The organism is Clostridium sp., from assembly GCF_036569345.1.
Taxonomy (GTDB): Bacteria; Bacillota; Clostridia; order Clostridiales; family Clostridiaceae; genus Clostridium_AD.
In genome coordinates this window covers 26,385-51,545 of sequence record NZ_DATCQT010000104.1, presented here as the reverse complement: position 1 = coordinate 51,545, position 25,161 = coordinate 26,385, and the positions used below count along the sequence as shown (strand labels likewise).

General features: G+C 30.8%; 31 protein-coding genes. 8 read left to right on the top strand and 23 right to left on the bottom strand.

What is annotated here, in order from left to right; translation table 11 throughout:
* Positions 1 to 2: 2 nt before the first annotated feature.
* From VIM70_RS10425 to sigY, 14 genes are all read right to left on the bottom strand, one after another.
* Positions 3 to 980: an ABC transporter ATP-binding protein gene (locus tag VIM70_RS10425; protein WP_331945691.1), complete on the bottom strand. Its 978-nt coding sequence runs from the start codon at positions 978 to 980 to the stop codon at positions 3 to 5.
* Between the two features lie 13 nt (positions 981 to 993).
* On the bottom strand, positions 994 to 1,854 hold the full coding sequence (nikC, locus tag VIM70_RS10420; protein WP_331945725.1) for a nickel transporter permease: 861 nt from the start codon (positions 1,852 to 1,854) through the stop codon (positions 994 to 996).
* Positions 1,855 to 1,906: 52 nt separating this feature from the next.
* The gene (locus VIM70_RS10415) at positions 1,907 to 2,911 is read right to left on the bottom strand and encodes an ABC transporter permease (protein WP_331945690.1); all 1,005 of its coding nucleotides are present in this window, start codon (positions 2,909 to 2,911) and stop codon (positions 1,907 to 1,909) included.
* A 79-nt stretch (positions 2,912 to 2,990) separates the two neighbouring features.
* Positions 2,991 to 4,556: an ABC transporter substrate-binding protein gene (locus VIM70_RS10410; protein ID WP_331945689.1), complete on the bottom strand. Its 1,566-nt coding sequence runs from the start codon at positions 4,554 to 4,556 to the stop codon at positions 2,991 to 2,993.
* A gap of 347 nt (positions 4,557 to 4,903) precedes the next feature.
* Positions 4,904 to 5,104: an SHOCT domain-containing protein gene (locus VIM70_RS10405; RefSeq protein WP_331945688.1), complete on the bottom strand. Its 201-nt coding sequence runs from the start codon at positions 5,102 to 5,104 to the stop codon at positions 4,904 to 4,906.
* A 55-nt stretch (positions 5,105 to 5,159) separates the two neighbouring features.
* Positions 5,160 to 5,513: a hypothetical protein gene (locus VIM70_RS10400; protein WP_331945687.1), complete on the bottom strand. Its 354-nt coding sequence runs from the start codon at positions 5,511 to 5,513 to the stop codon at positions 5,160 to 5,162.
* Positions 5,514 to 5,742: 229 nt separating this feature from the next.
* Positions 5,743 to 6,039 (bottom strand): mercury methylation ferredoxin HgcB, encoded by a 297-nt coding sequence (gene hgcB, locus VIM70_RS10395; RefSeq protein WP_331945686.1) that lies wholly within the window; start codon positions 6,037 to 6,039, stop codon positions 5,743 to 5,745.
* A gap of 22 nt (positions 6,040 to 6,061) precedes the next feature.
* Entirely contained in the window at positions 6,062 to 6,652 is a 591-nt protein-coding gene (locus tag VIM70_RS10390) for a hypothetical protein (protein ID WP_331945685.1), read from the bottom strand.
* Complete coding sequence (locus VIM70_RS23430; protein ID WP_414648704.1) at positions 6,630 to 6,725, bottom strand: SHOCT domain-containing protein; 96 nt, start codon at positions 6,723 to 6,725, stop codon at positions 6,630 to 6,632. The genes VIM70_RS10390 and VIM70_RS23430 overlap by 23 nt, the downstream gene beginning before the upstream one ends.
* A gap of 15 nt (positions 6,726 to 6,740) precedes the next feature.
* Positions 6,741 to 7,496 carry a hypothetical protein gene (locus VIM70_RS10385; protein ID WP_331945684.1) on the bottom strand — a complete coding sequence of 252 codons (756 nt, stop codon included), beginning with the start codon at positions 7,494 to 7,496 and terminating at the stop codon, positions 6,741 to 6,743.
* A complete protein-coding gene (locus VIM70_RS10380) occupies positions 7,483 to 8,409 on the bottom strand; it encodes an ABC transporter ATP-binding protein (protein ID WP_331945724.1) in 927 nt (308 codons plus the stop codon). Before VIM70_RS10380 ends, VIM70_RS10385 begins: the two co-directional genes overlap by 14 nt.
* A 1-nt stretch (position 8,410) precedes the next feature.
* Entirely contained in the window at positions 8,411 to 8,617 is a 207-nt protein-coding gene (locus VIM70_RS10375) for a PLD nuclease N-terminal domain-containing protein (protein ID WP_331945683.1), read from the bottom strand.
* A 299-nt stretch (positions 8,618 to 8,916) separates the two neighbouring features.
* The gene (locus tag VIM70_RS10370) at positions 8,917 to 9,324 is read right to left on the bottom strand and encodes a hypothetical protein (protein WP_331945682.1); all 408 of its coding nucleotides are present in this window, start codon (positions 9,322 to 9,324) and stop codon (positions 8,917 to 8,919) included.
* Complete coding sequence (sigY, locus tag VIM70_RS10365; RefSeq protein WP_331945681.1) at positions 9,325 to 9,855, bottom strand: RNA polymerase sigma factor SigY; 531 nt, start codon at positions 9,853 to 9,855, stop codon at positions 9,325 to 9,327.
* Between the two features lie 357 nt (positions 9,856 to 10,212).
* Between sigY and VIM70_RS10360 the strand changes: the two genes are divergently transcribed.
* From VIM70_RS10360 to VIM70_RS10335, 6 genes are all read left to right on the top strand, one after another.
* Positions 10,213 to 11,244 (top strand): FIST signal transduction protein, encoded by a 1,032-nt coding sequence (locus VIM70_RS10360; RefSeq protein WP_331945680.1) that lies wholly within the window; start codon positions 10,213 to 10,215, stop codon positions 11,242 to 11,244.
* A gap of 16 nt (positions 11,245 to 11,260) precedes the next feature.
* Entirely contained in the window at positions 11,261 to 12,241 is a 981-nt protein-coding gene (locus VIM70_RS10355) for a methyl-accepting chemotaxis protein (RefSeq protein ID WP_331945679.1), read from the top strand.
* Positions 12,242 to 12,313: 72 nt separating this feature from the next.
* Entirely contained in the window at positions 12,314 to 12,478 is a 165-nt protein-coding gene (locus tag VIM70_RS10350) for a hypothetical protein (RefSeq protein WP_331945678.1), read from the top strand.
* 333 nt (positions 12,479 to 12,811) lie between these two features.
* Complete coding sequence (locus tag VIM70_RS10345; protein ID WP_331945677.1) at positions 12,812 to 13,009, top strand: cold-shock protein; 198 nt, start codon at positions 12,812 to 12,814, stop codon at positions 13,007 to 13,009.
* 185 nt (positions 13,010 to 13,194) lie between these two features.
* Entirely contained in the window at positions 13,195 to 14,241 is a 1,047-nt protein-coding gene (gene cax, locus VIM70_RS10340; protein ID WP_331945676.1) for a calcium/proton exchanger, read from the top strand.
* A gap of 42 nt (positions 14,242 to 14,283) precedes the next feature.
* Complete coding sequence (locus VIM70_RS10335; protein WP_331945675.1) at positions 14,284 to 15,732, top strand: DEAD/DEAH box helicase; 1,449 nt, start codon at positions 14,284 to 14,286, stop codon at positions 15,730 to 15,732.
* Between the two features lie 288 nt (positions 15,733 to 16,020).
* Here the strand turns inward: VIM70_RS10335 and VIM70_RS10330 are convergent, their stop codons facing one another.
* Positions 16,021 to 17,283 (bottom strand): hypothetical protein, encoded by a 1,263-nt coding sequence (locus VIM70_RS10330; RefSeq protein WP_331945674.1) that lies wholly within the window; start codon positions 17,281 to 17,283, stop codon positions 16,021 to 16,023.
* A gap of 126 nt (positions 17,284 to 17,409) precedes the next feature.
* Positions 17,410 to 18,063, bottom strand: a complete 654-nt coding sequence (locus VIM70_RS10325; protein WP_331945673.1) for a pentapeptide repeat-containing protein — start codon at positions 18,061 to 18,063, stop codon at positions 17,410 to 17,412.
* A gap of 262 nt (positions 18,064 to 18,325) precedes the next feature.
* On the opposite strand from VIM70_RS10325, the gene VIM70_RS10320 reads away from it, so the two are divergent.
* Both VIM70_RS10320 and VIM70_RS10315 read left to right on the top strand, forming a co-directional pair.
* Positions 18,326 to 18,736, top strand: a complete 411-nt coding sequence (locus VIM70_RS10320; protein ID WP_331945672.1) for a hypothetical protein — start codon at positions 18,326 to 18,328, stop codon at positions 18,734 to 18,736.
* A gap of 24 nt (positions 18,737 to 18,760) precedes the next feature.
* Positions 18,761 to 19,252: a hypothetical protein gene (locus tag VIM70_RS10315; protein ID WP_331945671.1), complete on the top strand. Its 492-nt coding sequence runs from the start codon at positions 18,761 to 18,763 to the stop codon at positions 19,250 to 19,252.
* Positions 19,253 to 19,372: 120 nt separating this feature from the next.
* Here the strand turns inward: VIM70_RS10315 and VIM70_RS10310 are convergent, their stop codons facing one another.
* The 7 genes from VIM70_RS10310 to hypB (VIM70_RS10280) form a co-directional block, all read right to left on the bottom strand.
* A complete protein-coding gene (locus VIM70_RS10310) occupies positions 19,373 to 19,525 on the bottom strand; it encodes a hypothetical protein (protein WP_331945670.1) in 153 nt (50 codons plus the stop codon).
* Positions 19,526 to 19,625: 100 nt separating this feature from the next.
* Positions 19,626 to 20,801 (bottom strand): cyclopropane-fatty-acyl-phospholipid synthase family protein, encoded by a 1,176-nt coding sequence (locus VIM70_RS10305; protein WP_331945669.1) that lies wholly within the window; start codon positions 20,799 to 20,801, stop codon positions 19,626 to 19,628.
* 155 nt (positions 20,802 to 20,956) lie between these two features.
* Positions 20,957 to 21,394 (bottom strand): hydrogenase maturation protease, encoded by a 438-nt coding sequence (locus VIM70_RS10300; protein WP_331945723.1) that lies wholly within the window; start codon positions 21,392 to 21,394, stop codon positions 20,957 to 20,959.
* 48 nt (positions 21,395 to 21,442) lie between these two features.
* Positions 21,443 to 22,105 carry a hydrogenase nickel incorporation protein HypB gene (hypB, locus tag VIM70_RS10295; RefSeq protein WP_331945668.1) on the bottom strand — a complete coding sequence of 221 codons (663 nt, stop codon included), beginning with the start codon at positions 22,103 to 22,105 and terminating at the stop codon, positions 21,443 to 21,445.
* A gap of 54 nt (positions 22,106 to 22,159) precedes the next feature.
* Positions 22,160 to 23,560: a nickel-dependent hydrogenase large subunit gene (locus tag VIM70_RS10290; RefSeq protein WP_331945667.1), complete on the bottom strand. Its 1,401-nt coding sequence runs from the start codon at positions 23,558 to 23,560 to the stop codon at positions 22,160 to 22,162.
* Between the two features lie 68 nt (positions 23,561 to 23,628).
* Positions 23,629 to 24,462 carry a hydrogenase small subunit gene (locus VIM70_RS10285; protein ID WP_331945666.1) on the bottom strand — a complete coding sequence of 278 codons (834 nt, stop codon included), beginning with the start codon at positions 24,460 to 24,462 and terminating at the stop codon, positions 23,629 to 23,631.
* Between the two features lie 29 nt (positions 24,463 to 24,491).
* Positions 24,492 to 25,160 carry a hydrogenase nickel incorporation protein HypB gene (gene hypB, locus VIM70_RS10280; RefSeq protein WP_331945665.1) on the bottom strand — a complete coding sequence of 223 codons (669 nt, stop codon included), beginning with the start codon at positions 25,158 to 25,160 and terminating at the stop codon, positions 24,492 to 24,494.
* Between the last annotated feature and the right edge of the window lies 1 nt (position 25,161).

The window sequence follows — 25,161 nt, the reverse complement described above, 5'->3', positions numbered from 1 at the left end:
ATTTACACCTGCCCTTCCAGTTTATCACTGTATAAAAAACAGCTAACTTTTCTACCTTCATATTCCACAAGTTCTGGTACACTTTGTGTGCAAATGTCCATGCATTTACTACACCTATCACTAAATGAGCATCCCTTTGGCATATTCAAAGGGTTAGGTACCATTCCGGGAATCATAAATAATTGATCTACCTTCTCATCCACCTTTGGTATGGAAAGTAATAAACCTTGAGTATATGGATGTAACGGCGCCTCGAAAAGCTGAAGTGAAGTTGCTTTTTCAACGATCTTACCACAATACATTACTACAACCTTATCTGCAGTCTCTGCCACTACACCAAGATCATGCGTAATTAAAAGAATTGCAGTATTAAGTTTATCTTTTAAGTTTATAAGTAATTCCAATATTTGAGCTTGTATAGTAACATCAAGAGCAGTTGTAGGTTCATCTGCAATAAGTAATTCAGGATTACAAGATAGTGCTATAGCAATCATTACTCTTTGCCTCATGCCACCACTTAATTGATGAGGATAATCATTTATTTTCTTCTCTGGAGTTGGAATCCCTACTAGTTCAAGCATCTTAACCGCCTGCAAGTTAGCTTCTTTCTTTGTTAATTTTTTATGTCTAATTATAGTTTCTGCTATTTGCTTTCCTATAGTAATTACAGGATTTAAAGAAGTCATAGGTTCTTGAAATATCATAGATATTTTATCCCCTCTTATATCTTGCATTTCTTTCTTGCTTTTTTTTAACAAATCTTCACCTTTAAATAGAATTTCTCCACCTATAATTTCACCTGGTGGACTCGGTATAAGGCTTAAAACAGATAGTGAAGTAACACTTTTACCTGAACCAGATTCGCCTACAATTGCTAATATTTCCCCTTTATCCACTTCAAAATTGACACCATCTACTGCATTTACAAGTCCACCTTTAACCCTAAATTGAGTTTGTAAATTTTTAACTTCTAGTAACATTATGTTATCCCCCTTACTGATGAAGTTTTGGATCCAAAGCGTCCCTGAGTCCATCACCAAATAGATTGAAAGCAAGTACAGTTATAGTTATAGCAATACCAGGGAAAAGAATTATATGAGAAGCATTATAAAAATATCCACGTCCTGCCCCTAGCATACTTCCCCATTCTGCTTGTGGAGGTTGAACTCCCAGTCCCAAAAATCCAAGAGCCGCCGTATCTAAAATAGCGTTGGATACTCCAAGCGTCGCGCGAACGATTATAGGTGAAATTACATTGGGCAATATGTGTTTAAATATTATAGCTGCATCACTATTTCCAATAACCCTTGCAGCTTGAACATATTCACTATCTTTAATTGACAATATAGATCCGCGAACAATTCTCGCGTATTCAGGAATGGTAACAATACTTATTGCAATTATAGCGTTATCTATACCTTTTCCTAAAACACTCATGAATGCAATTGCGAGTAATAATGAAGGAAATGCAAGCATAATATCCATAAACCTCATAATTAACATATCTAACTTACCACCATAATACCCTGCAAGAGATCCTACAACAATACCTATAGATAGAGCTACAGCAACAGCTGTAATACCCACTCTTAATGATATTTTAGTACCATCTATTATTCTACTTAAAATATCGCGACCCTGTTCATCTGTTCCAAACCAGTGAGCCATAGATGGTTTTTGAAGACTTTGTGATAGTTCTCCTATGTTAGGTTTATATGGCATGATAAATTGTCCGAAAATGGCAACAAACAAAAGTATTATTATAATTATAAGCCCTACTAGAGCTGCTTTATTTTTTTTAAGCATATACCATGCATTTCCAAATTTTGATTCTTCTTTAGGAATTTGCTGCAACTGCGTTTGTTCTATTTCATTTAGGTTTTTAGTTTTCAATTATATCACTCCTTTAAGAATATTTAATTCTTGGATCTATAAACGCATAAATTATATCCACAATTAAATTAACAAGCACGAAAATTACTGCCATCATCATAACCGTACCTTGCACCACAGGATAATCTGTGACTAAAATTGCATCTACTACGTATTTACCAACACCTGGCCATGAAAATACAGTTTCTGTTAGCACTGCCCCACCAAGCAATGAGCCTAGCTGAAGTCCTATTACTGTTATTATTGGAATTAAAGCATTTTTAAGTGCATGTCCAAAAATAATTGGTCTTTCTAAAAGGCCCTTTGCTCTGGCCGTTCTTATATAATCCTGCCTCACAACTTCAAGCATGGTAGAACGAGTCATTCTTGCAATAATAGCTGTGGATGCTGACCCAAGAGCTACCGCTGGCATAATCAAATGCTTTAAAGCGCTATAAAACGCAGGCATGTTACCAGAAGCTAAAGAATCAAACAAATATAGCCCTGTAATTTTAATTGGTTCAAGACCAATATCTATTCTTCCGGATACTGGCAACCAATGAAGCTGCACCGCAAAAACTAATATAAAAATCAACCCTAACCAAAATATAGGCATTGATACACCTAGTAAGGATATTATCATACAAATATAATCAATAATTGAGTTTTGTTTAATAGCAGAAATAACCCCCATAATTACTCCAAAAATAGAAGAAAATATAATAGCTGATAATGCAAGTTCAATTGTAGCTGGGAACCGAGCCATTATTTCATCCCATACTGGAGTTTTTGTCATAAGTGAATCTCCCAAATTTCCATGAAGTATTCCTCTTAAGAAATCCCAATATTGAACATATATAGGCTTATTAAGTCCAAGTTGTTCTCTTAATGCCATGATTTGACTTTGACTTGCATGTTGACCAAGAATTGTTGCAGCTGGATCTGTAGTAAACAAATGCATAACCAAAAAAACAAGTATTGATACTCCAATGATAACTGGCAATAGTAAAAGCAGTCGTTTAATAATATATTTAACCATGGTTACCTCCTCAATAAATCTTAAAAAAGTGGAATACCGCACGATACGATATTCCACTTAAAAATTTTTCAGAATATACTTATTTATCTACTCCACTAAAAAATACTGATCCTGTTGGATGTACTGAAAAACCAGTAACCTTAGGTGAATATGCTGCAAGAACTTGTGAATGAGATAATGGAAGCCATGCTGCATCCTTTGAAACTATCTGTTGAAGTTCTTGATAAACTTTATCTCGTGCTGCTCCATTTGGTAATGATCTACCCTGTACAAGTAAGGCATCCACTGCTGGATTTGAATATTTAGCTGAATTCAAAGTGGATTTGATTTCATGTGAATCAAATAATGAAAGGAAATTATCTGCATCACCATTATCACCTGTCCAACCGTAGAAGAATAAATCTCCTTCTCCATTAGCTACCTTTGTTTTATAATCAGTCCAATTGTAAGAATCTATTGTTGCAGTTACACCGATTTTTGCTAAATAGTTCTGAACTGATTCTGCAAGTTTTTGTCCACCAACTGAATTATAAGGTCTTGGGTTTGAATAAGTAATAATCTTAATTTTCAAATCTGATTTACCAGCATCTTTAAGCAATTGTTTTGCTTTTGCCACATCATAGTTATAAGGTTGCACTGTCTTATCATAACCTGGTATGAATGATGGAAGTGGGCTATTTGCTACGCTTGCATATCCTTGATATAAATACTTAACTAATTCATCGCGATTTATAGCATGTGATATAGCCTCACGAAGCTTAGGATCATTAAATGGTGCTCTTGAACAATTAAAGGCCATATAATTAATATTCATTCCATCCGCTTGATATATTTTCATATTACTAGATTTTAATTTAGCTATATCATTAGGATCAACACCATCAATTATATCTGTTCCACCAGTCATTAAATCACTGGCACGAACTGAATTTTCTTTAGTAAACTTAAATACTACGTTGTCAGCCTTTGGTTTAACTCCCCAATATGAATCATTTCTCTTAAGTTTTAACGATTGATTTTTATCCCAAGATACAAAAGTATATGGACCTGTTCCAACTGGATTCTCCATTAATTTACCTTTGTATTTTGCCACCGCAGTTGGACTAAGAACTGGAGCAGCAAGAGTCATTGCGAGATTTGCAAGAAAAGGTGTATATTTACTTTTCAATGTAAATTTAACAGATGAATCGCTTATTTTTTCAATTTTAACTACTGGTCCATAAGTAAATGATGCATATGGCATATCCTCTGTAGCCTTTGGAGGAATTTGTCTTTCTACATTAAATACAACAGCATCTGCATTAAAAGGTGTTCCGTCTTGAAACTTAACATTTTTTCTTAAATTAAAAGTATATTCTTTTCCATCAGGACTTATTGTCCAATCTGTAGCAAGACTAGGTTCAATATCTGTTGAACCATCTTTGTATTTAACTAAACCTTCATAAATATTACACATAACTTTTGCTGATTCACCATCATCGACAAAAGCTGGGTCAAGACCTCTAGGATCTGCTCCTTGAGAAAAAATTATTGTCTTTGGTGTTGCAGTCTTTGTGGCAGTAGTTGAACTGCTTCCGCAACCTGTAAGTACAGCACTTAGTACAAGCACTCCTGTCAGCATAATAGCCAGATATTTTCTTTTCATAATTGTTGCCCCCCTAAAATATATAACTTCTTTTAATCCATTTATTGTAGCCTATTCTACCATCATGTATTTTAGAATGCAAGTTTTATTTTTATAAAATCATTTTTTTATGTATTGGTGCTATATATGACATAAATAATGTCATAAAGTTTATTTTTATGACTTCTATATTTCATATTCCTTCATATTGCATTTATGGCGAAAAAAAATTTATGCATCAATGTAATATGCGAACTATTATATTTTAATAGAACTATAGCATTATCTGGAAAAATTCAATAAAAAAAAGATGAATAGAGATTAGAGCATATCCTCCCATTCATCTTTTTCTTTTAATATACTTACTTTTATCCCTTTAAAATCATATTTTTCTTTTGGTTATATTCTTCTTCTGTAATTTCCCCTCGAGCAAAGCGCTCATTTAAGATATTAAGAGAACTACTACTACTACCTGTATTATTGTAGTTACCATTGCGATCCGAATGGCTTGATAATTTAAATATAGCATATACAATAATTGCAACGAGAATAATTGGTATTAACATCATAATAAAATCCTCCTTTATATTTGTGAACTTTCTTAGTTTATTAAAGTGTATCTATTTAATAATAAACTTTCCATACATTTGCTGCATGACTAGGATATTGACAAATGCTGCTTGCCCCATTTTGATACCCATATCCACCCATCATTCCTCCAAAATTATTGCTTCCACTATTGTTAAAATTTTCATTACTACCATTATACCTATTCATCATACCGCCATAGTTTTGATAATTATTTTCATTTTGTCCTCCATTCCTATTTAATGGGGAATTTGTCACCCCTTGATTATTAGGAGTAACCGTGAATGCTCCATTACGGTTTGCGTATTGAAGACTCCAAGCACCATACCCAATAAGAGCGGCCGTAGAAAAAATTAATACTAAGCTCCAACCTATCTTTGATTTCTTCATAATATCACCCTATCCTTTCATTTTATATAAATTCGCCTTTTTAATTCTAATCAATGAGAATTAATTTGTCTTCCTCGATATAAGTTCATTATATAAAACGATTGTGTGGCAATTGTGGAGAAAAAAAAGATAGAGTAATCTCTATCTTTAATAGAGTAATCTCTATCTTCGTTATTCAAGATTTATCATATCATGACAATATGAATGTAGTAATTAAAATACAATTATTCTAACAACAACTGTCGTTATCATCAGTACACCCACAATTAGGTTCACTTCCTGTAAGTTTCCCAACTATTATTGCCTGTGCACAGCCTGTTCCACTCTTAACATCAATAGCTAAACATGAGCAATTCTTTGCACATGCTCCACATTCCATGCATGAATCTTTATCAATAATTTGTGCTTTACCCTCTTTTAGTTCAAATACACCATGAGGACATACATTCAAACACATTCCACAGCCAATACATTTTTCTTGTATAAGTTTAAGGGTTACCACATTTTTCAAATACTTATGCTTCATAAATATCCCTCCTTAAAAATTGTTAGCTTACAAAATTACTAACTAACAACAGTATGCTTCCTAAAACTATTGAGATGGCGATAAATGGCAAAGCTACTTTCATTTCCTTAACAACTCCAGACAATGAAGTATAAGTTGAACATCCAGTGAAATTCATAGCATAATATGAAGCTACCGATGGTAAAATCAATATATATGCTACTGAACTTAATAAGCTAAAATTAGCACTCCCTACATTTAAAACAATTACTGCTATTGACCATAAAAGCCCAATTAGCCAACCTTTAAATGAAAATGCTCTACCTGGTATCCAGGGTAATAACATAGGTACTACTAGGCAACCTGCCAAAAGGGCTCCAATATAAGCAATTACGTCAATACTTTTAAAATTCCCTATCTCAAGTAAGTTAAATAAAAACATTATTCCAAAAACCATTAGAGAAAATTTTAAAGACCCTACAATTTCAATAGGAGTTAAAACGATTCTATCAAGAAAATTAAATCTTACTCTACGCATTTCTGATGTTGTTTTCATTTCATTATTTAGAAAGCAAGGTATATCTTCTCCTCTAACTGGTCCATAAACAACTTTAAAACCACTTTTCTTTATCATTTAATAACATTTTTTTCTTTTGGTTATATTCTTCTACTGTAATTTTCCCTCGAGCAAAGCGCTCATTTAAGATATCAAGGCACTGCTATTAAATTACCTCAACTTTGTTCATCTTATAAATAGTAGCTATTATAAAAATTATGCTACATATAATGGAAACTATTATAGTAAAAGAATATCCTTCTATTGTAAATAAATTTGCTCCTTCCACTAATTTGTATGGAATAAATTTTCCAATTGTATTTATATTTACAAAAATAGCACTTAAGAAAGTTATCATAATAGTTATAAAACCTGCTGTTACACCTTTTTTTACAAAGCTGCTAAAAAGTGTTACCAAAGTTATATTAAAAAAATAATATACAGACATCAGAAGAGTCGAGTTCAGAATACCTAATAAACTAACCTTCTCTCCTTTTAACAAAATACCTCCATAATAAGAGCATATTATAAATCCTATGAAGGTAAATATTGTTACCACAATAGTATAATGAATTATTTTAGCAAGCACTATTCCAATTGGCTTACTTCCCTTAGAATATGGGAACACGAATTTCTCTCCATTTATCTCATCATTTAAATTACTTGCCAATGTGAATATGATAAACAAGTTTCCTATTTGAAAAAGATCCTTAATGTAATTATTAATCGCACTCCTAGGTGTAGCAACAAAAAGCGAACTTAAATCTCCTGGTAATTGATTCCCTAATATTTTTGGTAGTAACTTTAACATAAATGGTTCAATAATAGCAAATGCAATTATTCCGAATGCTAGTATTATATATTTGTGTTGTCTTTTGGATTCAATTATTTCTTTTTTAAAATACGCCTTAAATGTTGTCATTTTCATTCACCATCCTTATAAAAATGTCTTCAAGATTACTTTTTCTTAAATCATAAGATAAAATAATATTTTCTCCCAACACAAGAAATTTCAAAAGTTCAGATTTAGCAATATCTAAATTATTAACATAAATAGAAGCCTTATTTTCTTTTATTAAAACTTTTTCTACCCATTTAAAGTCCAAAAGAATTTTATCTAAATTTATTTGGTATTTTTCAAACTCTATATCAAATATAGGTTGAATATATTTATTTTTTAAATTTTCTAAATTATCTGAAACGAGTATTTGCCCTTTATCCAAAATACTTACCTCATCACAAATTCTTTCTATATCACTCAAAATATGAGTCGACAAAAAAACAGTGACTCCTTCCGACTTCAAGTCTTTTATAAACTCTAGTATTTCCATTCTTCCCTCCGGATCTAATGCAGAAGTGGGTTCATCTAAAAAAACTATTTCCGGTTTATTAAATAAAGCCACTGCGATTCCTAGCCTTTGTTTCATTCCCCCTGAATATTGTCCTATTTTTTTCTTTGCTACTGCACTTAGCTTTACAACCTCCAAAATTTGTATTGTTCTCTCGCTTATACTTTTCTCTGACATATTTGCTATTTCACCAATAAAGTGTAGGTATTCATTAGCATTCATGTAATTATAAAACACTGGATTTTGTGGTAAATATCCTACTTTTTTTAATAATTGTCTCTTATTCTTTTTAAAATCCTCTCCATCTAAATATATCTCTCCACCATTAAAATTAATTAATCCTGAAAGTATATTCATTGTTGTAGTTTTCCCTGCTCCATTAGGACCTAAAAACCCATATATTGTTCCCTTTTTTATTTCAAAAGAAATATTTTTTAGAACTTCAATATCTCCATAATTTTTATTAATATTTATTACTTTAATCATCTTATTCACGCTCTCTTCCTATTAATAAAAAAGCTATTCCACCTATCACTTGAATAAAAACTATAATTAAAGCCCATCCCCACTTAGGTAAAAATTTCACTTTGTCCTTTATTAATCTATATAAACAGAAAACCACAAGACTTAGTTCCAATATAATTATAGGTGCAAGTAATTTTATTACGTCTATTAATGCCATTCCTTCAAACATATATTATTCCCCCTTTTATATTTTCATAACTATAACGTTATAATCTTCAAAAAGTTCATAAAAAATTAGCTACTAATTTCTTAGCAACTAATTCTTCCTTTTGTTATTTAAGATTACTCGTGTTACTAATAGATAAATAAGGAGATTACCTGGAGTATTAATCAATGCAAAAGTTCCCCAAAGCCAATAATATTTTACTTTACGCTTTCTTGCATCAAAAAAGACCCAAGTTCCTTGTATTAATAATATAGGAATAGCTATAACTAGTAATATAATTAGTTGATTATTTGAAATCCCCATTAAACTTCACTTCTCTTTCTTTTGCTAACTGAAATAGGTATTATTATCCAAGGAGCAATGATTACAATAAGAATCTGAGAAATAATCAGTATCTTAGAATCTATTTTAAGTATGGCCATGGCATATAAAGAAAGAATTATAAAGGATGATAATATAAACAAAATGAATTCTTTATTTTCCTTTCTGTTTTCTCTTATAAGCTCGCCTTGCTCTATTATGCTTAAGGTATCTATCGGAAAATCAAATATGTCTTCATTTAGCACATCTATTTTCGTGATCGCGGAACTTAGCTTACTTCTATATTCAGAGGCTTCATCACTATACTTTAATTTATTATCAATATTCTTCGTGGCTTCATTATAAAATTCATCAATTAAAGAGTTCTCAATTTTATCAAAATCCTTCATTTAAATAATCTCCTTTCTTTCAATTTCTTTTATTATATATTTTACTGCATTATGAAGTCTTGACCTAACTGTTCCAATGGGACAGTTTAGTATTTGTGATATTTCTTCATATTTGTAACCATAATAGTTCTTTAAAATAAATACAGCCCTTTTCTCATAGGGTAGCTTTAAAATTATTTTCATTATCTCTTTATACTCATAATTTGCTATTACAATATCCTCTACTTGTTTTCCTTTATCGGCTAAGCTTTCCTCTACTAACTGGAAATGTTTATTCTTTCTTAAATAATCTCTGTAAACATTAGTAGCTATTTTTATGAGCCATGTAGAAAATTTTGCTTTAGGCTCAAACTTATTTATATTAAGCACAGCTTTAAGTAATGCGTCTTGAATAATATCCTGTGCTAAGTTGGGGTCTCCTACCATTTTAACAACATACCCTTTTAAAATATTAATATTGTCTTGTAAAAGCGTGTTTAGAGCACTTTTATTCCCATCCTTAGCTTTATTAATAAGCTCTAGCTCATCCAATAATAATCACCCCTACTAATCCTTAAACGTAAATCTGATTAAAAAGTTCACTATATTTATATTATAGTATAAATTTTTTTTTGGATATCACTTTATACACTATCCTGGTATTAATTCCACCAATTTCTCTACAATTTTAAACCCAAATTTCAGTGTTATTTGAAGAATTTAGTTAAATAATTAACCATAAATTACATTTTAAACACCGATTGACAAATTTATATTTATATTGAATATTAATATAAATAAGATTATAATTTACATTAACAATACTATAGATTTTTATATTTATGTCATAATTTTGTCATATATTTAAGTAAATCTTACTAATTTATAAATTATAAGGAGGCATAACTGATGAATTCTTTTTTATTTTCTAATTCAAATGAAACCCTTGATTATCTAAGTAAATACCCTAATCTTTCATTTGTTATATTTGCAGGGATTCCTTTAATTCAAAATTTATCTTTATCTGTTGGAGATAACGTTATCCTTTGCTCAACTTCTGGCGAATTTTCTTCTAAAGGGTATAAAAACAATGTAATCACTGGTTTTTCATATGACTCCGAACTTGCTGAAATTGTTGAAATATTGTATCCACCTGCTAAAAGTCTTCAACAACTTCAAAAATCATATAAAAAAGTAAAAAATAATCCTAATGCTTTTGCTTTATTACTCTGTGATGGTCTATCTGCTATGGAGGAAAGCATAATAACTACTTTTTATTTTGCTGATTCTAATTTTAAAATTATTGGAGGAAGCGCTGGCGACAATCTTAAATTTGAAAAAACCCTGATTTATATTGGGAAGAAAAAAGTTCATAGCGCTGCTATTTTTTTTGATATGAAAAGACGAACACAACTCATTAAAGAAAATATTTATATTCCTTCCGGTAAAAATTTATTAGTTACTGATGCCGATCCTATTAAACGTACCGTAAAAACTTTTAACAATAATTTAGCATCTGTTGAATATGCCAAAATTTTAGGTATTAAGGAAGCCGATTTACCTAACCATTTCATGAACAATCCCTTAGGTAAAATTACTAAAGATAAAATCAATATAGCTTCACCTATGAAAATAAATCCAGATAAATCAATTACTTTTTATTCCCAAATACTTCCTAATACCTTCGTCGAGGTCTTGCAGCTTGCTAATTACAATCAAGTTATGAAGGAAACACTATCCTCTGCTGCGTTTAAACCTAGTTTTGTTTTATCAATCAACTGCATCCTTCGTTCTTTAATGTTTTTAGATAAAAATTTATGGGGAAGTGTAGATTCAAATCTTTTATCTCTTTGTAAAAATCAAACAGGATTTATTAGCTATGGTGAACAATTTTACCAAAATCACTTTAATCAAACTATGGTACTTTTACTAGTGGAATAATAGGAGGTATAATAAAATGATATTTAATTTTAAAAATAAAAATACAGACAAATTTGCTCAGATATCACCTCCACCTAATAAAGCAGATTGTAAATCATTAGAGTTCAATAATTTAGAAGAACTTTTTGAACTATCTAATCAAACAAACATACAAATTCATAATTTACTTAAAGAAGAAGGGACAATAACTTTCGGCTTTTCAGATCTGCTAAATGGTACAAGCTATACAACCAAACAAATTGAAGAAGTAGAATCTTATTTACAATCGTTATCACAAAATGCAAATGACACCCAAAAACAGGTATCTGTAGTTTTTCAGAGTTTAAGCCATTCATCTCAGGAGGTTTCTTCTGCAAAGTCTGGTATTAACAATTTAGCAGTTGAAATGAATAATGTTTCTACTGTATTTGAAAGTTTATTAAGCCTTTTTAATCAAATGCAAAACCAATATACTAACATAAATAATTTTGCTACAATTATTACTAACATTGCTAGTCAAACCAATCTTCTTTCCTTGAATGCTGCTATTGAAGCTGCTCGAGTAGGGGAAGCTGGCCGTGGCTTTTCTGTTGTAGCAAATGAGATTAAAAAATTATCTGAATCTACTAAAAATAGTGCAACAGATATAATGAATGCATTAAAAAATATGGATGTTATTATGGGTTCATTAAACAATAAATCTATTGAAGGTAAAAAAGTTATGACCAATACCGTTAAACATATTGATAATTCTACTACTCTTTTAAATAATATTGTTCTAGCAGAAAACGTTGTTAATAATAATATGCAGCAAGTTGAAGAATCTCAAAATTTAAACATACAGAAAATAGAACAAATAGCCAAAAACTTAACAAATGTTAGTGATCGTTCTAAAACTGAACGTGAATACCTTCAGAAACTTATTTCTTCAGTTCAAGTAAAGTCTGATTATTATCTTCAAATTCTTAACCATTTAAATCAAATTAATATTTTTAGTGAGCAGACAAAAACATTATAAAGGTATTAGTTATAGTGTCATTTGCAATTTAAGCCGCATATTATATACTGACTAATTATAGGAAGTGATAGTATGTCAAAGTGTGAAAAAAACCTTCATAATGATGAATGTCCTAAAGATTGGTGTGACGATCGTTTTGATCCTTGGTGCGATCCTTGGTGTGATCCTTCATGCGATCCTTCTTGTGATCCTAAGTGTGAAAAAGAGCTTGATCCTTGCTGTAAAAAAGAAGACTAATATGAAAACAGAGTTGATGTTCAACTCTGTTTTTTTGTGGTTCTCAAAAATTGTTAACCAGGAATATCTGTTTTCACAAGTTGGATATACACTCTTGTGTATGTGATTATATTAATTCACATACACACATAAGACAAAATACTTAATATAACTTGCATTATATCATAAAATGTGATACTATAAGCATGACTTAAAAGAATAGTAAATAATTGAATACAGATATATTTGAAATGTTATTTTTAAAATATAGTATTTTGATTCAAAATTAAAATTTTATTGTTTAATTATTTTAAAATTCTTTAAGAAAATTAAAATTTCGGAGGTATACATTATATGAATGGTACAGTTAAATGGTTTAATGGAGAAAAAGGGTTCGGATTTATTACAGGAGAAGACGGAGTGGATGTTTTCGCACATTTCTCTCAAATAAATTCAGATGGTTACAAATCACTTGATGAAGGTCAAAAAGTTTCTTTTGACATAGTTAAAGGCGATAAAGGACCACAAGCAGAAAATATTACTGTTATATAACAATAAATATTTTAACCATTAAATAGGAAACTATTTAATGGTTTTTTTCTATTTATGTAACTTATAAAATATATTGTGTATGTAAAATATAAATATAAGTTATAATTAAGTATTATATTGGGTAATAATATTCAATAATGTAAAAGATAACAAATGGCCTTATTATTTAGGGGGGGATATTCAAAATGAATAAGATGTATTATCTATTAATTTTTATACCTATTAGTATTTTATTTCACTTTATGCAAATAGGAGGACCTAGTGTTCAATTTTTAATAACTGCACTAGCGATAGTACCGCTCGCAGCATTACTAGGAGAAGCCACTGAAGAATTATCAAAATATACTGGAGCCAAACTTGGTGGGTTTTTAAGTGCTACATTCGGCAATGTAACAGAGCTTATTTTATCATTTTTCGCATTAAAGGCAGGTCTATTTGATATTGTTAAAGCATCAATAGCAGGCTCGATGATAGGAAATGTGTTATTAGTATTAGGTCTGAGCATGTTTATGGGAGGTTTAAAAACCAAAAGACAGACATTTGCCAAAGAGGGTGTAAACACTTCTGTAAGTTTGCTTACTTTAGCCGTAATAAGTTTAGTTATTCCTGCCGTATGTACAGGAAATTTAAGTACAACAGATTTAAACCCGGTTAACTTTGAAAACCTTAGTGTAATCATAGCAATAGTAATGCTTATAGTATATTGTTGTAGTTTATATTTTTCATTTTTTACGCATAAAGATTTATATGGTGTAGACCATGAAATTTGTGAAAAAAGATGGAAACAATCTACTGCTATAACTATTTTATTAATAGCAACATCATTTGTAGCTATTGAAAGTGAATTATTAGTAGGCAATATAGAACCAATGACTCAGCAATTACATTTATCCAAACTATTTGTCGGACTAATAATAATACCAATTATAGGAAATGCTGCGGAACATGCAACGGCAGTAACTATGGCTATTAAAAACAAAATGGACATTGCTATAGAAATAGCTATAGGTTCAAGTTTACAAATAATTTTGTTTATAGCACCAATATTAGTTTTGATAAGTTTACTATTTAAACCTATGGCACTAATATTCAATACATATGAAATAGTGGCTTTAGGCGTAACCGTAATTATAGCTAATAAAGTCTGTAATGATGGAGAATCCAATTGGTTAGAAGGACTACAGCTAGTAAGTGTTTATATCATACTCGCCGCAACATTCTTTTCAATTTAAAATGAACAGTTTAAAAACATATTAGTATTTGGAGATGATCAAATGATAAAAGAAAGTTTTAATGACTATGAGTTAAGCAGTGAGATATTAAAAGCAATTAATATGTTAAATTTCAAAGCTTTAACAAAAGTCCAGGAGCAAGTTATACCAGCAGTTTTGGCTCAAAAAGATGTAGTCGTAAAATCACAAACTGGAAGTGGTAAGACTGCAGCCTATGCCATTCCTATTTGCCAATTAGTTGATTGGGAAGAAAATAAACCTCAAGCATTAGTGCTTACACCCACAAGAGAACTTGCTATCCAAGTCAAAGAGGATATTTTTAATATAGGTAGATTTAAAAGACTTAAGGTAGCTGCAATTTATGGGCAATCCCCTTTCTATGATCAAAAAAAGGAACTTAAGCAAAAAACACATGTAGTAGTTGGTACACCTGGCCGTATTATAGATCACATAGGAAAAGATACAATTGATCTATCTAATATAAAATATCTTGTAATAGATGAGGCTGATGAAATGCTTAATATGGGATTTGTAGATCAGATAGAAACAATAATAAATAGCTTGCCTAAGCAGCGTGTGACTATGTTATTATCAGCCACAATGCCCAGAGACATAGATACTTTACGACGAAATTACATGAAAGAGCCTGTATACATTAAAATAGAGGAACAAAATAAAGCGTCAGATAACATATGTCAAGAAAGATATGACGTACTTGAACTTAGAAAAACAGAACTTTTAGAAGATATAACCATAGTAGAAAACCCTGATAGCTGTATAATATTCTGCAATACAAAACTAAAGGTAGATTCAGTTTATAATAAACTAGCAAATTTAGAGTATACTTGCAAGAAAATACATGGTGGTATGGAGCAAAGTGATAGATTAAGAGTAATGAATGATTTTAAAAAAGGCTATTTTAGATATCTGGTAGCTACAGATGTTGCAGCTAGAGGGATAGACATAGATGACATTAGCCTTGTAATTAATTATGATATACCAGAAGACAAGGAAAGTTATGTTCATAGAATAGGAAGAACTGGCCGCATAGGAAAAATAGGCCATGCTATTACTTTTGTAACAAAAAATGAGTTTAGGTTTCTAGATGATATAGAGCACTATATTGGTAAAGAGATTCTTTTGAAGGAACACCCTTCACCCGAAATCGTGAATAATTTCAAAGAAGAGTTTGATGATAAAATGAATAAAAGGCCTGAAATTAAAGAAGCGAAAGGCGCAGAACTCGACAAAGAAATTATGAAATTACATATTAATGCTGGTAAGAAAACAAAGATGAGGGCTTCAGATATCGTAGGTACACTTTGCAACATTGAAGGCATGACAAAGGATGATATAGGAATCATCAATATAATTGATATATCTACATTTGTAGAAATATTAAATAATAAAGGTGAATTAGTATTTAACGTGTTACAAAAAACTCCTATTAAAGGCAGACTTCGCTCTGTAAGTAAAGTGATATATGAATAAAAAAGTAGCAAGCATCTAATTACCTTTGTTAAATCTTCATAAAATCTTCATACCCTTAGACTATATTATAATTATAGATAGTTTAAGGAGGTGTTGAAATGACTGGTTTAACTCTAGCTCAATGCATTCATGCATGTAGTATGCATGGTCAACTATTAGCAAACTGTATAAAAATGATGTTACATATGTAGAGAAAATTGTTATACTTTCCATCAAAAGGCTCGTGATTAATTATTGTCATTAGTCTTTTTTTTTATAAATAAAAAGTGTAAGTGGCCCTGTTTAAATTTAATTTACATCCGTTGCAATTAATAGAACATCATCTATGGAGAATCCATGGATGCTCTCAAAATTCGAATAATTATTTTTTATCTTTTTATAGAGCTTTCTTGTATATGACATTCTAAAAGAATAGTATTTCTCAATATTTTTAATATACTCTTTGCTATATAAGTTATAATTCTGTGAAATTGCTTCAAAAATAAGGGAAACTAAGTTTTTCTTTAAAAAATTCTTCATTTGGGATTCCTTAGAAATAAAACCATCATCTAAATCCATTATCTTATTAGAAAAATCAAATAAAGCATTAGTAATACTGTCTAAATTCCATTTTTCAGAGGTTTGAGAAAATATAGTCATGTGCCCATTCTTTAGATCTTCTTTTGCATCCTGTAAATCATCACAAAACTGAAGTAGAGTTCCATAAGCAAATATAAAATCTGCTTGCGCATCATTCATCCCTCCATGAACCAGGTAGGCATCTGCAAGTACGGAGGTACCACCTTTTTCAGTACTTATTCCTAGGATATCCATCTCATAAGGTGATCTCATACCCTTTTGCTGTATAAGACTTTTGCATTGAGCAGCATGTATGCATAAAAGCCCCTCATATATCTCCCTATAGCAATCCCTAGGATATTGACTCTCAATTATACTAACTAATTTAAATAACCCTTCTTCGTAGGGGTTGCTCCCTTTTATTTGTTTACCTTCTAACCTTAATTTAAATCTTTCATTTATTGCTTTCTTTTCTTCAAAAGATATTTCAGTACTGTCTAAATAATTATCAGTATAGGGGTAAAGCATACTATAAGCAAAAACTGATGGGGTACACTCCACCTTAATGTCAAAAAGAACTTGAAGTATATTCATAATCCAAACATTTCTTAAGGCTTGGACCATTTTATCTAAAGTTATACTATTATCAAATTCTTTAACATCACAAATAAATGTATGAGTTATTGATGGAAGTGATTTTGAGAAATCGCCATTAATTTCCTCCTCAGTAAATCCGCAAGAATGCCCAAAGGTTTTTATCATAGACCATAAAATATTTCTCCAATCCGCTTGCTCATTTTCATTTTTAGGACATTTTTTAAGATGAAAAAATAGGTCATTTAAAAACTTATTCATATGCTTCTCTTGTAAAATTTTTTCTTTAAAACTAATTTCCACCTTCAATGTAGGGAAACATTTATCTGTATTCCACCATGATTTTATATTTTTCTCCTTAAATTTTTCTACAATATTTGATAAAATTAAGTTATCCATAATTCACCTCTATTTTCCAATTATAATAAAATAAGCTAGATTTGTATAGTACCTTGCTATACTTTTGAAATTAACTTAATATTTATATTAGTTTGTTATGGAATAACAATCATTTACAAAATTAATTCACTTAATAATGAGACCTAATATGCTTGACAATGAAATAGCTTGCATGGTGGTAACCCTTGCACCCTTAACATCTGCAATATTTACTCCAATACCCTCAATTTCACAACTAGTAAAATCTATTCCTTTAAGACTTGTGAAATTCATTTGAGATTGAATTAGATTAGACTCTAGAAATTCAACTTTTAAAAATTTTGAATTTTGGAAATCTGAAGAACGTAATTGACACTCAACAAATGCAACTTGCTTACAATTAGAATAACTGAAAAAGGCAAATTCACCATTGCAATTTTCAAAAATAACATCTCTAAGAGTGGCTTCATTTAAATTAATGCCAATAATTTTACAATTTACAAATTCTACTCTATGTAATGAAGCTTCATTAAAATCTACATTTGATAAATCACAATTTTCAAATCTCACATCCATCATTTCCAACCGCCTAAAAGTTATTTTATTGAAAATAACCTTTTTAAATATTACTTGTTTAAAAGTTACCCTGTCTGCTTCATGATTTTCTAAGGTACAATCACTAATTGTTCCAAAAGAAAATATACTCTCATCCTCAATATTTTCTTTAGACAATTCTATAATATCTAAATCGCTATCAAATCTAGGTCTTAAAATTTTTGTTTTTATTTTATTGTGTTCCATATACATTCACCTTCCATTTACTCTAAAATAAATAACCCTACAAACGGGTATGCTTTAAATAAATATTTTATTTCATAATTACAAATATAATTATAACATTTTTTTATAAATTAAAATTAAAAAAATAATGGATAAATACATATCATAAGTTTCTTTTATAACTAATTCACCCATTCCAAAAGTAATAACAATTTAAAATATAAATAACAAAATCCTTAGAACACCATATACTATATTGTAAATACTTTTAGGAGTTAATTTAATGTATATTGACAATGATTTTATTAGATTTTATGATCCAAGTTACGACTATAGTAAGCAAACTCAAGATCTCCCTTTAGGGTGCCCGTACAGAGAAATGGCTCGCCCGGCGCCCTCTCAACAAGGACAACATGGAAGACCCCCGGTAGGCCCGACTTCTCCACCTCCAAACTTTACACCACCTCAGCCTAAAACGCAACAATTTGGTGCTACCCCTTTAGCTGTAGATCAAGGTGCAATTAGATTTTGCCGCTTTAGAATGACATATATATGGCCAAGAAGGGGTGACAGTTTCTGGGCATGGCTTACATTTGTGGGTCCTAAATCTGTAGCAGGCTTTCGTTGGAATAGAAACAGATGGGTATATTTCGGAATGGATCTTAGAGATATTAGTAGTTTCCAATGCTTTTAAAAATAAAGGAATAGAGGAGTTAATATGATAAGTTTTAAACCTTTTCACGGTATGGTTACAATGATTAATGATTTTTGGATAGATGCAAGTGGAAAAGACTTAGGATGTTATAAATTAATGTCAGTAGAAAACGGTTATGGAAATTTAGTGAATTTCGTAGTGACACCAACTACTTATTTTGTAGACCATGTAATGGTGTCACCTGGCGATATGGTAACTGGATTCTATGATGCAAATGCAGCTGTTCCTCTCATTTTCCCACCACAATTCAGAGCAATTGTTATGGCAAGAGATTCACTCTATCAAAATGTGAAAGTAGACTACTTTAACGATCAATTGGTTAGTAGCGATAATAACTTAAAATTAAACATTGCCCCATGGACACAGATATTACTTGAAAACGGGCAATCCTTTACCAAAGACCCAATAAATCGAAATCTAATTGTTATTTATGGCGCTACCACAAGGAGTATACCAGCCCAAACCAGTCCCTATAAAATTATTGTTATGTGTTAGATGTTTTGAAAGAAACATAATTTAAAAAAGACTTACCAAAAGGCAAGCCAAATACATAAGATTACCTGTCAAAGCCTCAGGTAATCTTATATATTAATATATTAATATACTTCTTTGAATTTATGTTTTTACATTTCTAAGTTCGCCAATAAATCCTTCTAAATCTTTAAAACTAATAATATTCCCCATCCTCGTGTTTTGTTCATTAATTCCGCCCAGAATTTCCTCAACTGAAGCAGCTGTTTCTTGTGCCAGCTGAAATTTGAAGTCCATTAATCTCTATGGATACTTCTTCTATTTTGCTTTTAATATCCCCTAAAATATTAGAAATTTCTAATTAGCACACAAACGAGAATACATCGAAAAATTTTAATTATTTATCCATATAGTCTCTTGTCAAAGGCAAATCATTATTTACACCTTTAGCAAATAATATCTGATGAAGATTGATATTGCCACAATTAAAAGATGCAGCACAAGAATTTAGATATAGTCTCCACATCCTTATAAAGGTTTCATCTTTACTTTTCTCTATTATAGGAAGTGCTTCTTCAAAATTTTCAGCCCAATGTTCGAGTGTCTTTCCATAATGTCTCCTAAGGCTTTCTAAATCTATTAATTCAAAATTTTGCTCTGCTATATCAGTTATAATATTCTTGATTCCAGGTACATGACCACCGGGGAAAATATATTTGTCTATCCATGTATTGTTACCACCTTCATTTACTCCTGTTATACAATGAAGTAGAGAAAGACCTTTGTCCTTCAACAAATTTTTTACTATACTAAAATATTCAGACAAATTTTCTTCTCCTACATGCTCGAGCATTCCTATACTAACAATTCTATTAAAACTTACATCTCTTATTTCTCTGTAATCTTGAAGCCTAACTTCAACTAAATTTTCTAGTCCTTCTGCTTTTATTCTTTCATTAACACTTTGAAATTGTTCTGAACTTAATGTAATTCCAATAGCCCTCACCTTATATTGTCTTGCCGCCCTAATTATAAGTTCTCCCCATCCACATCCTATATCAAGTAGGGATTGTCCTTCTTCTAAGTTTAATTTTTTTAAAATATGATTTATTTTATTGATTTGGGCTTCATTTAATGAGTCTAGATCATTATTAAAATATCCACAAGAATAATTCATGCCGTCATCCAACCATAACTTATAAAAATCATTACCAATATCATAATGAAATTCTATATTATCTTTGCTTCTTTTTATGCTGCTTTTTATTTTTTTTATTAGCTTTTGATATATTGCACTTTTTTTCAAAAAGCTTTCTTTGTTGTTATATAAGGACTCTATAACAGTCTGTATACTCCCCTCTATATCTATTTTTTTTGTCATATATCCTTCTCCAAAAGCTACTGATGGATTATTCATAATGTCCCCTTTTAGAATTGGCTCATTAATAATAATTTTAAATTTCCTCTTACCTTCTCCGTACTTTTCTTCACTCCCATCCAAAAACTTAATTTCAAACGGATCAGAAAACATGTTTTTTAATAAAGTTTTATAAAACAATTTATCTGCAAACAAAATTTATCACTCCTCAATTATATGTTAAGGTAATGACTGATAACCATAATTTACTATTAATTAGTTATGTACCTTATAATTATAATAATCAATCTTCTTAGGTATACCATTCTTTTAACTAGCAGTCAAAATCAATACTCGTTTACTTTCTTTCTCTAATTAATAATAAAACTCAATATCTTGTTAGCTATGTCTTCTACTTGCCCCTCCAAAATATGACTTAACCCAATATTTATATCTATATTGGCAATTTCTATCCCTATAAAATAACCCTTAATATTCATTTTATACATATTCACTAATTCAATTAATCCTAAAGAGTGAATAGATCTACTTTGCCCTTTAACCTTTTTTATGTCATCTAAAGTTTTAAAAATTACTGTTCCCGGTAAATTCCCATAATATGTTGAATCAATAATATAAAATACATCTTGCTTGTTTAATTTTGAAAAACAAAATTCCACATCTGTTTCCCCAATAATCGTCTCTATATCTTTATCCTCTAGTTTATTTTTTATTTTTTCTAGAATTATCACTGCTACTGCATCATCCATCATTAACCTGTTTCCTATAGCAATAACTTTTTTACCTATATTAGTTCAACCCCTTTCTAAAAAAAATCCTGCTATAAACAGGATTTCTTATTTGTGGATACTTATTTTTTTATTTACCTCATGCAAAACCCATTCACTCAGTTCATCTACTCCTTGGTTTTTTGTACATGAGGTTTGAAAAATCTTTGCCTTAGAATTTATTAGTTTAATATCTTTATAAAACTTTTCTTCCTTAAAATCCGTAAATCTAATTAAATCAATTTTATTTAAAATTATTGCTGAGCTTTTTTCAAACATAAGTGGATATTTTAAAGGTTTGTCATTTCCTTCCGCCACGCTAAGAACGCAAATCTTTATATCCTCACCTATTTCAAATTCAGCAGGTGAAGTATTGCATCCCACATTCTCTATAACAATTAGATTTACCTCTCTTAAATCAAAATTCAAAGATGCCTCCCTTACCATTCCTCCATCTAAATAGCAAGGCCCTGCAGTATTAATTTGCACTACTGGAACTCCCATAACTTCAATTCGTTCTGCATCCTTAGTCGTATATATATCTCCTTCAATTACTGCCATATTCAATTTTTGTTTAAGCTTTGGAATTAACTTCTCAAGTATTGAGGTTTTACCAGATCCTGGAGCACTCATTAAATTTATAACAAATATACCCTCTTCATCGAAAAGTTCCTTATTTTCTGCATGAATCTCCTCATTAGTATTTAACATATTAATCTTTATTTCACTCATCTCTATTCTCCTTCTATTATATAAAAATATATCTTATATTTTATTTCAAATATCTTAAGTAATATTTATATAATAGGGCTCACCGTATTCTGTATTAACATGGGTAGCACAAGATATACAAGGATCAAATGAGCGTACAATGCGACCTATCTCCACAGGATTTTTAATATTTTGAATGTCAGTTCCAATGAGAGCGCTCTCAAGAGCTCCGCGCTGCCCCATCTCGTCTATCGGTGAAAGATTCCAAGCACTAGGAGTAACTATGTCGCAATTTTTTATAACTCCTTTTTCTATAGTAGTCCAATGACCAAGGGCTCCACGTACAGCATCACAAAGTCCTATTCCCTGTGCGCTATCTGGAATAGTATATTTTTCCTGTACTGCTGGTATAGGCTCTATGTTATCAAGTATTATAAGCATTTTTTCACAAAGCTTTTTTCCTTCTAATACCCGAGCTTTAAGCCTATCCATGGTGGATATACTATTTCTATAAGAACCTGATAAAATCATACGAGCAAGTGGACCAACCTGTACAACTTTGTCTTTATACCTAGGTGCTTTGATAAATGTGTAGGCTCCCGGCTTTTTAATATCTGTTTCAGTTGGATAATTTGATGGAACCTCACTAGATTTAGAACCTTTATACCAAGAAAATGCTGAACTCTCTGTTATTGCTTTTATATCTAAATTAGCTACCTCACCGTCAATATAACTTGAGGGCAAAACGTACTGCATTTCTTTATTACTCAAATCATGAAATAGTCCATAGGTCAAAAGATTTTTTGTTCCACCACCAATTTTAAAATACTCCGGGTAATAATGAGCTATGATATTTATATCTTCAACCATATTTTTTTTCATAAACTCACTAATAGAATAAAGTATGGATTTCAGTCGTATAATTTTAGAAGCATCCATGTTTGCAGTAGTTCCACCCACAAATACACCATGATTGTGTGGTACTTTCCCACCTATAAGGGCTACAATTTCATGAGCAAGGCGACTACATTCTATCGCCTTCACATAATCTTTATTTATTTTTTCTGTGTATTTCTCAGAAAGTCTGAAATCATAGTCTGAACTTCCTGGAACCACTGTTATATTTACATAATCGGGAAATACAAAAATACAAATTTGCCTCATTATATTTTGAAGATACTCAGCTCCATGTGCAAAATTTCTGCTTTTTACTCCGTTCTCATTTGGCGTTACCTTTAATGCATCTTCTAGTGCCAAACTTGCTACTAAGCCATGTGATGTAGAACATATTCCACATATTCTTTGCGTAAAATATACAGCATCTAATGGGGGACGTCCTATTAACATCTTTTCAAAACCTCTAAACTGAATCCCACCACTTTTAGCATCCACTATTTTATTTTTTTTAATTTCTACTTCTATGCTTAAAGGTCCCATAATTCTAGTTATAGGATCTATAGTTATTTTGGTAGTCACCTTAGTCACCTCACCTTGGAATAAATTTTAACTATTAATTGTTATCAACTCAAATTTTTAAGAATTCTTCAGTACTTAACAAAAGGCTCCGTACCATCCGGGAAAAATTCACTAGCGCAACCTATGCAAGGAGTATTAGCCTCTACTGGCCAATTAATTCTCGAATTCCACAATCCAAGCGGACAATAAGCTTTCGTAATAGGTCCCCTACATCCAACCTTTATCATGCACTCCTTTTCTCCTAACTTGTCTGCAAATACTTTATTATCAAAATATGAGCGTCTTGGGCAATTAGTATGGTTGCTTTCTTTAAAAAACATTATTGGTCGTCCCTTTTCATCTATTTCAACCTTTTTATTAAGAATAATGCTAGCTATAGTTCCCATAACCCACAAAGGGTTTGCAGGGCAGCCCGGAATATTTATTACATCACGTCCAAGAAATTTTCCTAAACTTATGCATCCTGTTGGATTAGGTTTCGCTCCAGATATTCCTCCAAATGAAGCACAAGTTCCAATAGCTATTATTGCTTTTGCTTTCTGCGCCGCTAAATTAATAGCTTCCGCTGTTGGTATTCGAATGCCTTTATAGGTTGCAAATATATTATAGAAGCCCTCATCCATATTAGTAATGGCACCTTCAACTCCTAATATAAAATCTGTATTTAAAACTTCTAAGAATTTTTCATAGGCGACTTCACCTTCTTCTTGCATTAGGCTAGGGCTAAATTTTAAATCAACCATTTCTTGCTCAAAATAAAGAACATCTGGCTGATCTGCATTAAGAAAAGAAATAATATTTCCCATGCATCCGTTAGCCTCCATCCATACAAAATTAATTTTTTTCGACGTGCCTCTATGGATTTCATCTATGGCATTTTTTATAAGTTTTCTTTCATGCAAAATACTCCCTCCTAAATTGAAAAGTTCATTTATTTAAATTTTATTTTTTTATCTTGTATTTTTTTAATCAGCCATGAACATATTTCATCTATACCCTGATTTTTAACACAAGATGTTTCGAATATATCCACATTAGCATTTAAAGATTTTATATCTCTATAAAACTCTTCTTTATTAAAATCAGTAAATTCTATTAAATCTAGTTTGTTTAGAACAATAACACCACTTTTTTCAAACATCAGTGGATATTTTAAAGGTTTGTCATTTCCTTCTGTAGTGCTCAAAACACAAATTTTTATATCTTCACCAATTTCAAATTCTGCGGGGCAAACCAAATTACCTACATTTTCTATTACTAGTAAATCAATCTTATCAAGGGTTAATGTATTTAATGCATTTTTTATCATTTCTGCATCAAGGTGACATGCTCCTCCTGTGTTGATCTGAACCACTGGAACGCCTTGTGCCTCTATTCGCATCGCATCTTTCGTTGTATAAATATCTCCTTCAATTACAGCAATATTTATATCATTTTTAAGCTTAGCTATTATTCGCTCAAGTAGCGAAGTCTTACCTGAGCCAGGTGAGCTCATTAAGTTTATTACATAAATCCCCTTTTCATCTAGCAATTTTTTATTTATGGAGGTAATCTCATCATTCCTTTGAAGTATGTTCATAACAATCTTTATTTCACTCATA

Excerpts from the sequence above, each read along its gene's own strand:
- hypB (WP_331945668.1), bottom strand. The coding sequence starts at position 22,105 with ATGAGTGAAATAAAGATTAATATGTTAAATACTAATGAGGAGATTCAT.
- VIM70_RS10385 (WP_331945684.1), bottom strand. The coding sequence starts at position 7,496 with ATGACAACATTTAAGGCGTATTTTAAAAAAGAAATAATTGAATCCAAA.
- VIM70_RS10325 (WP_331945673.1), bottom strand. The coding sequence starts at position 18,063 with ATGGAACACAATAAAATAAAAACAAAAATTTTAAGACCTAGATTTGAT.
- VIM70_RS10335 (WP_331945675.1), top strand. The coding sequence starts at position 14,284 with ATGATAAAAGAAAGTTTTAATGACTATGAGTTAAGCAGTGAGATATTA.
- VIM70_RS10350 (WP_331945678.1), top strand. The coding sequence starts at position 12,314 with ATGTCAAAGTGTGAAAAAAACCTTCATAATGATGAATGTCCTAAAGAT.
- VIM70_RS10360 (WP_331945680.1), top strand. The coding sequence starts at position 10,213 with ATGAATTCTTTTTTATTTTCTAATTCAAATGAAACCCTTGATTATCTA.
- VIM70_RS10405 (WP_331945688.1), bottom strand. The coding sequence starts at position 5,104 with ATGATGTTAATACCAATTATTCTCGTTGCAATTATTGTATATGCTATA.
- VIM70_RS10380 (WP_331945724.1), bottom strand. The coding sequence starts at position 8,409 with ATGATTAAAGTAATAAATATTAATAAAAATTATGGAGATATTGAAGTT.
- VIM70_RS10390 (WP_331945685.1), bottom strand. The coding sequence starts at position 6,652 with ATGATAAAGAAAAGTGGTTTTAAAGTTGTTTATGGACCAGTTAGAGGA.
- VIM70_RS10410 (WP_331945689.1), bottom strand. The coding sequence starts at position 4,556 with ATGAAAAGAAAATATCTGGCTATTATGCTGACAGGAGTGCTTGTACTA.
- hypB (WP_331945665.1), bottom strand. The coding sequence starts at position 25,160 with ATGAGTGAAATAAAGATTGTTATGAACATACTTCAAAGGAATGATGAG.
- VIM70_RS10330 (WP_331945674.1), bottom strand. The coding sequence starts at position 17,283 with ATGGATAACTTAATTTTATCAAATATTGTAGAAAAATTTAAGGAGAAA.
- VIM70_RS10355 (WP_331945679.1), top strand. The coding sequence starts at position 11,261 with ATGATATTTAATTTTAAAAATAAAAATACAGACAAATTTGCTCAGATA.
- VIM70_RS10315 (WP_331945671.1), top strand. The coding sequence starts at position 18,761 with ATGATAAGTTTTAAACCTTTTCACGGTATGGTTACAATGATTAATGAT.
- VIM70_RS10425 (WP_331945691.1), bottom strand. The coding sequence starts at position 980 with ATGTTACTAGAAGTTAAAAATTTACAAACTCAATTTAGGGTTAAAGGT.
- VIM70_RS10415 (WP_331945690.1), bottom strand. The coding sequence starts at position 2,911 with ATGGTTAAATATATTATTAAACGACTGCTTTTACTATTGCCAGTTATC.
- VIM70_RS10345 (WP_331945677.1), top strand. The coding sequence starts at position 12,812 with ATGAATGGTACAGTTAAATGGTTTAATGGAGAAAAAGGGTTCGGATTT.
- VIM70_RS10310 (WP_331945670.1), bottom strand. The coding sequence starts at position 19,525 with ATGGACTTCAAATTTCAGCTGGCACAAGAAACAGCTGCTTCAGTTGAG.
- VIM70_RS10370 (WP_331945682.1), bottom strand. The coding sequence starts at position 9,324 with ATGAAGGATTTTGATAAAATTGAGAACTCTTTAATTGATGAATTTTAT.
- VIM70_RS10320 (WP_331945672.1), top strand. The coding sequence starts at position 18,326 with ATGTATATTGACAATGATTTTATTAGATTTTATGATCCAAGTTACGAC.
- VIM70_RS10375 (WP_331945683.1), bottom strand. The coding sequence starts at position 8,617 with ATGTTTGAAGGAATGGCATTAATAGACGTAATAAAATTACTTGCACCT.
- hgcB (WP_331945686.1), bottom strand. The coding sequence starts at position 6,039 with ATGAAGCATAAGTATTTGAAAAATGTGGTAACCCTTAAACTTATACAA.
- cax (WP_331945676.1), top strand. The coding sequence starts at position 13,195 with ATGAATAAGATGTATTATCTATTAATTTTTATACCTATTAGTATTTTA.
- VIM70_RS10400 (WP_331945687.1), bottom strand. The coding sequence starts at position 5,513 with ATGAAGAAATCAAAGATAGGTTGGAGCTTAGTATTAATTTTTTCTACG.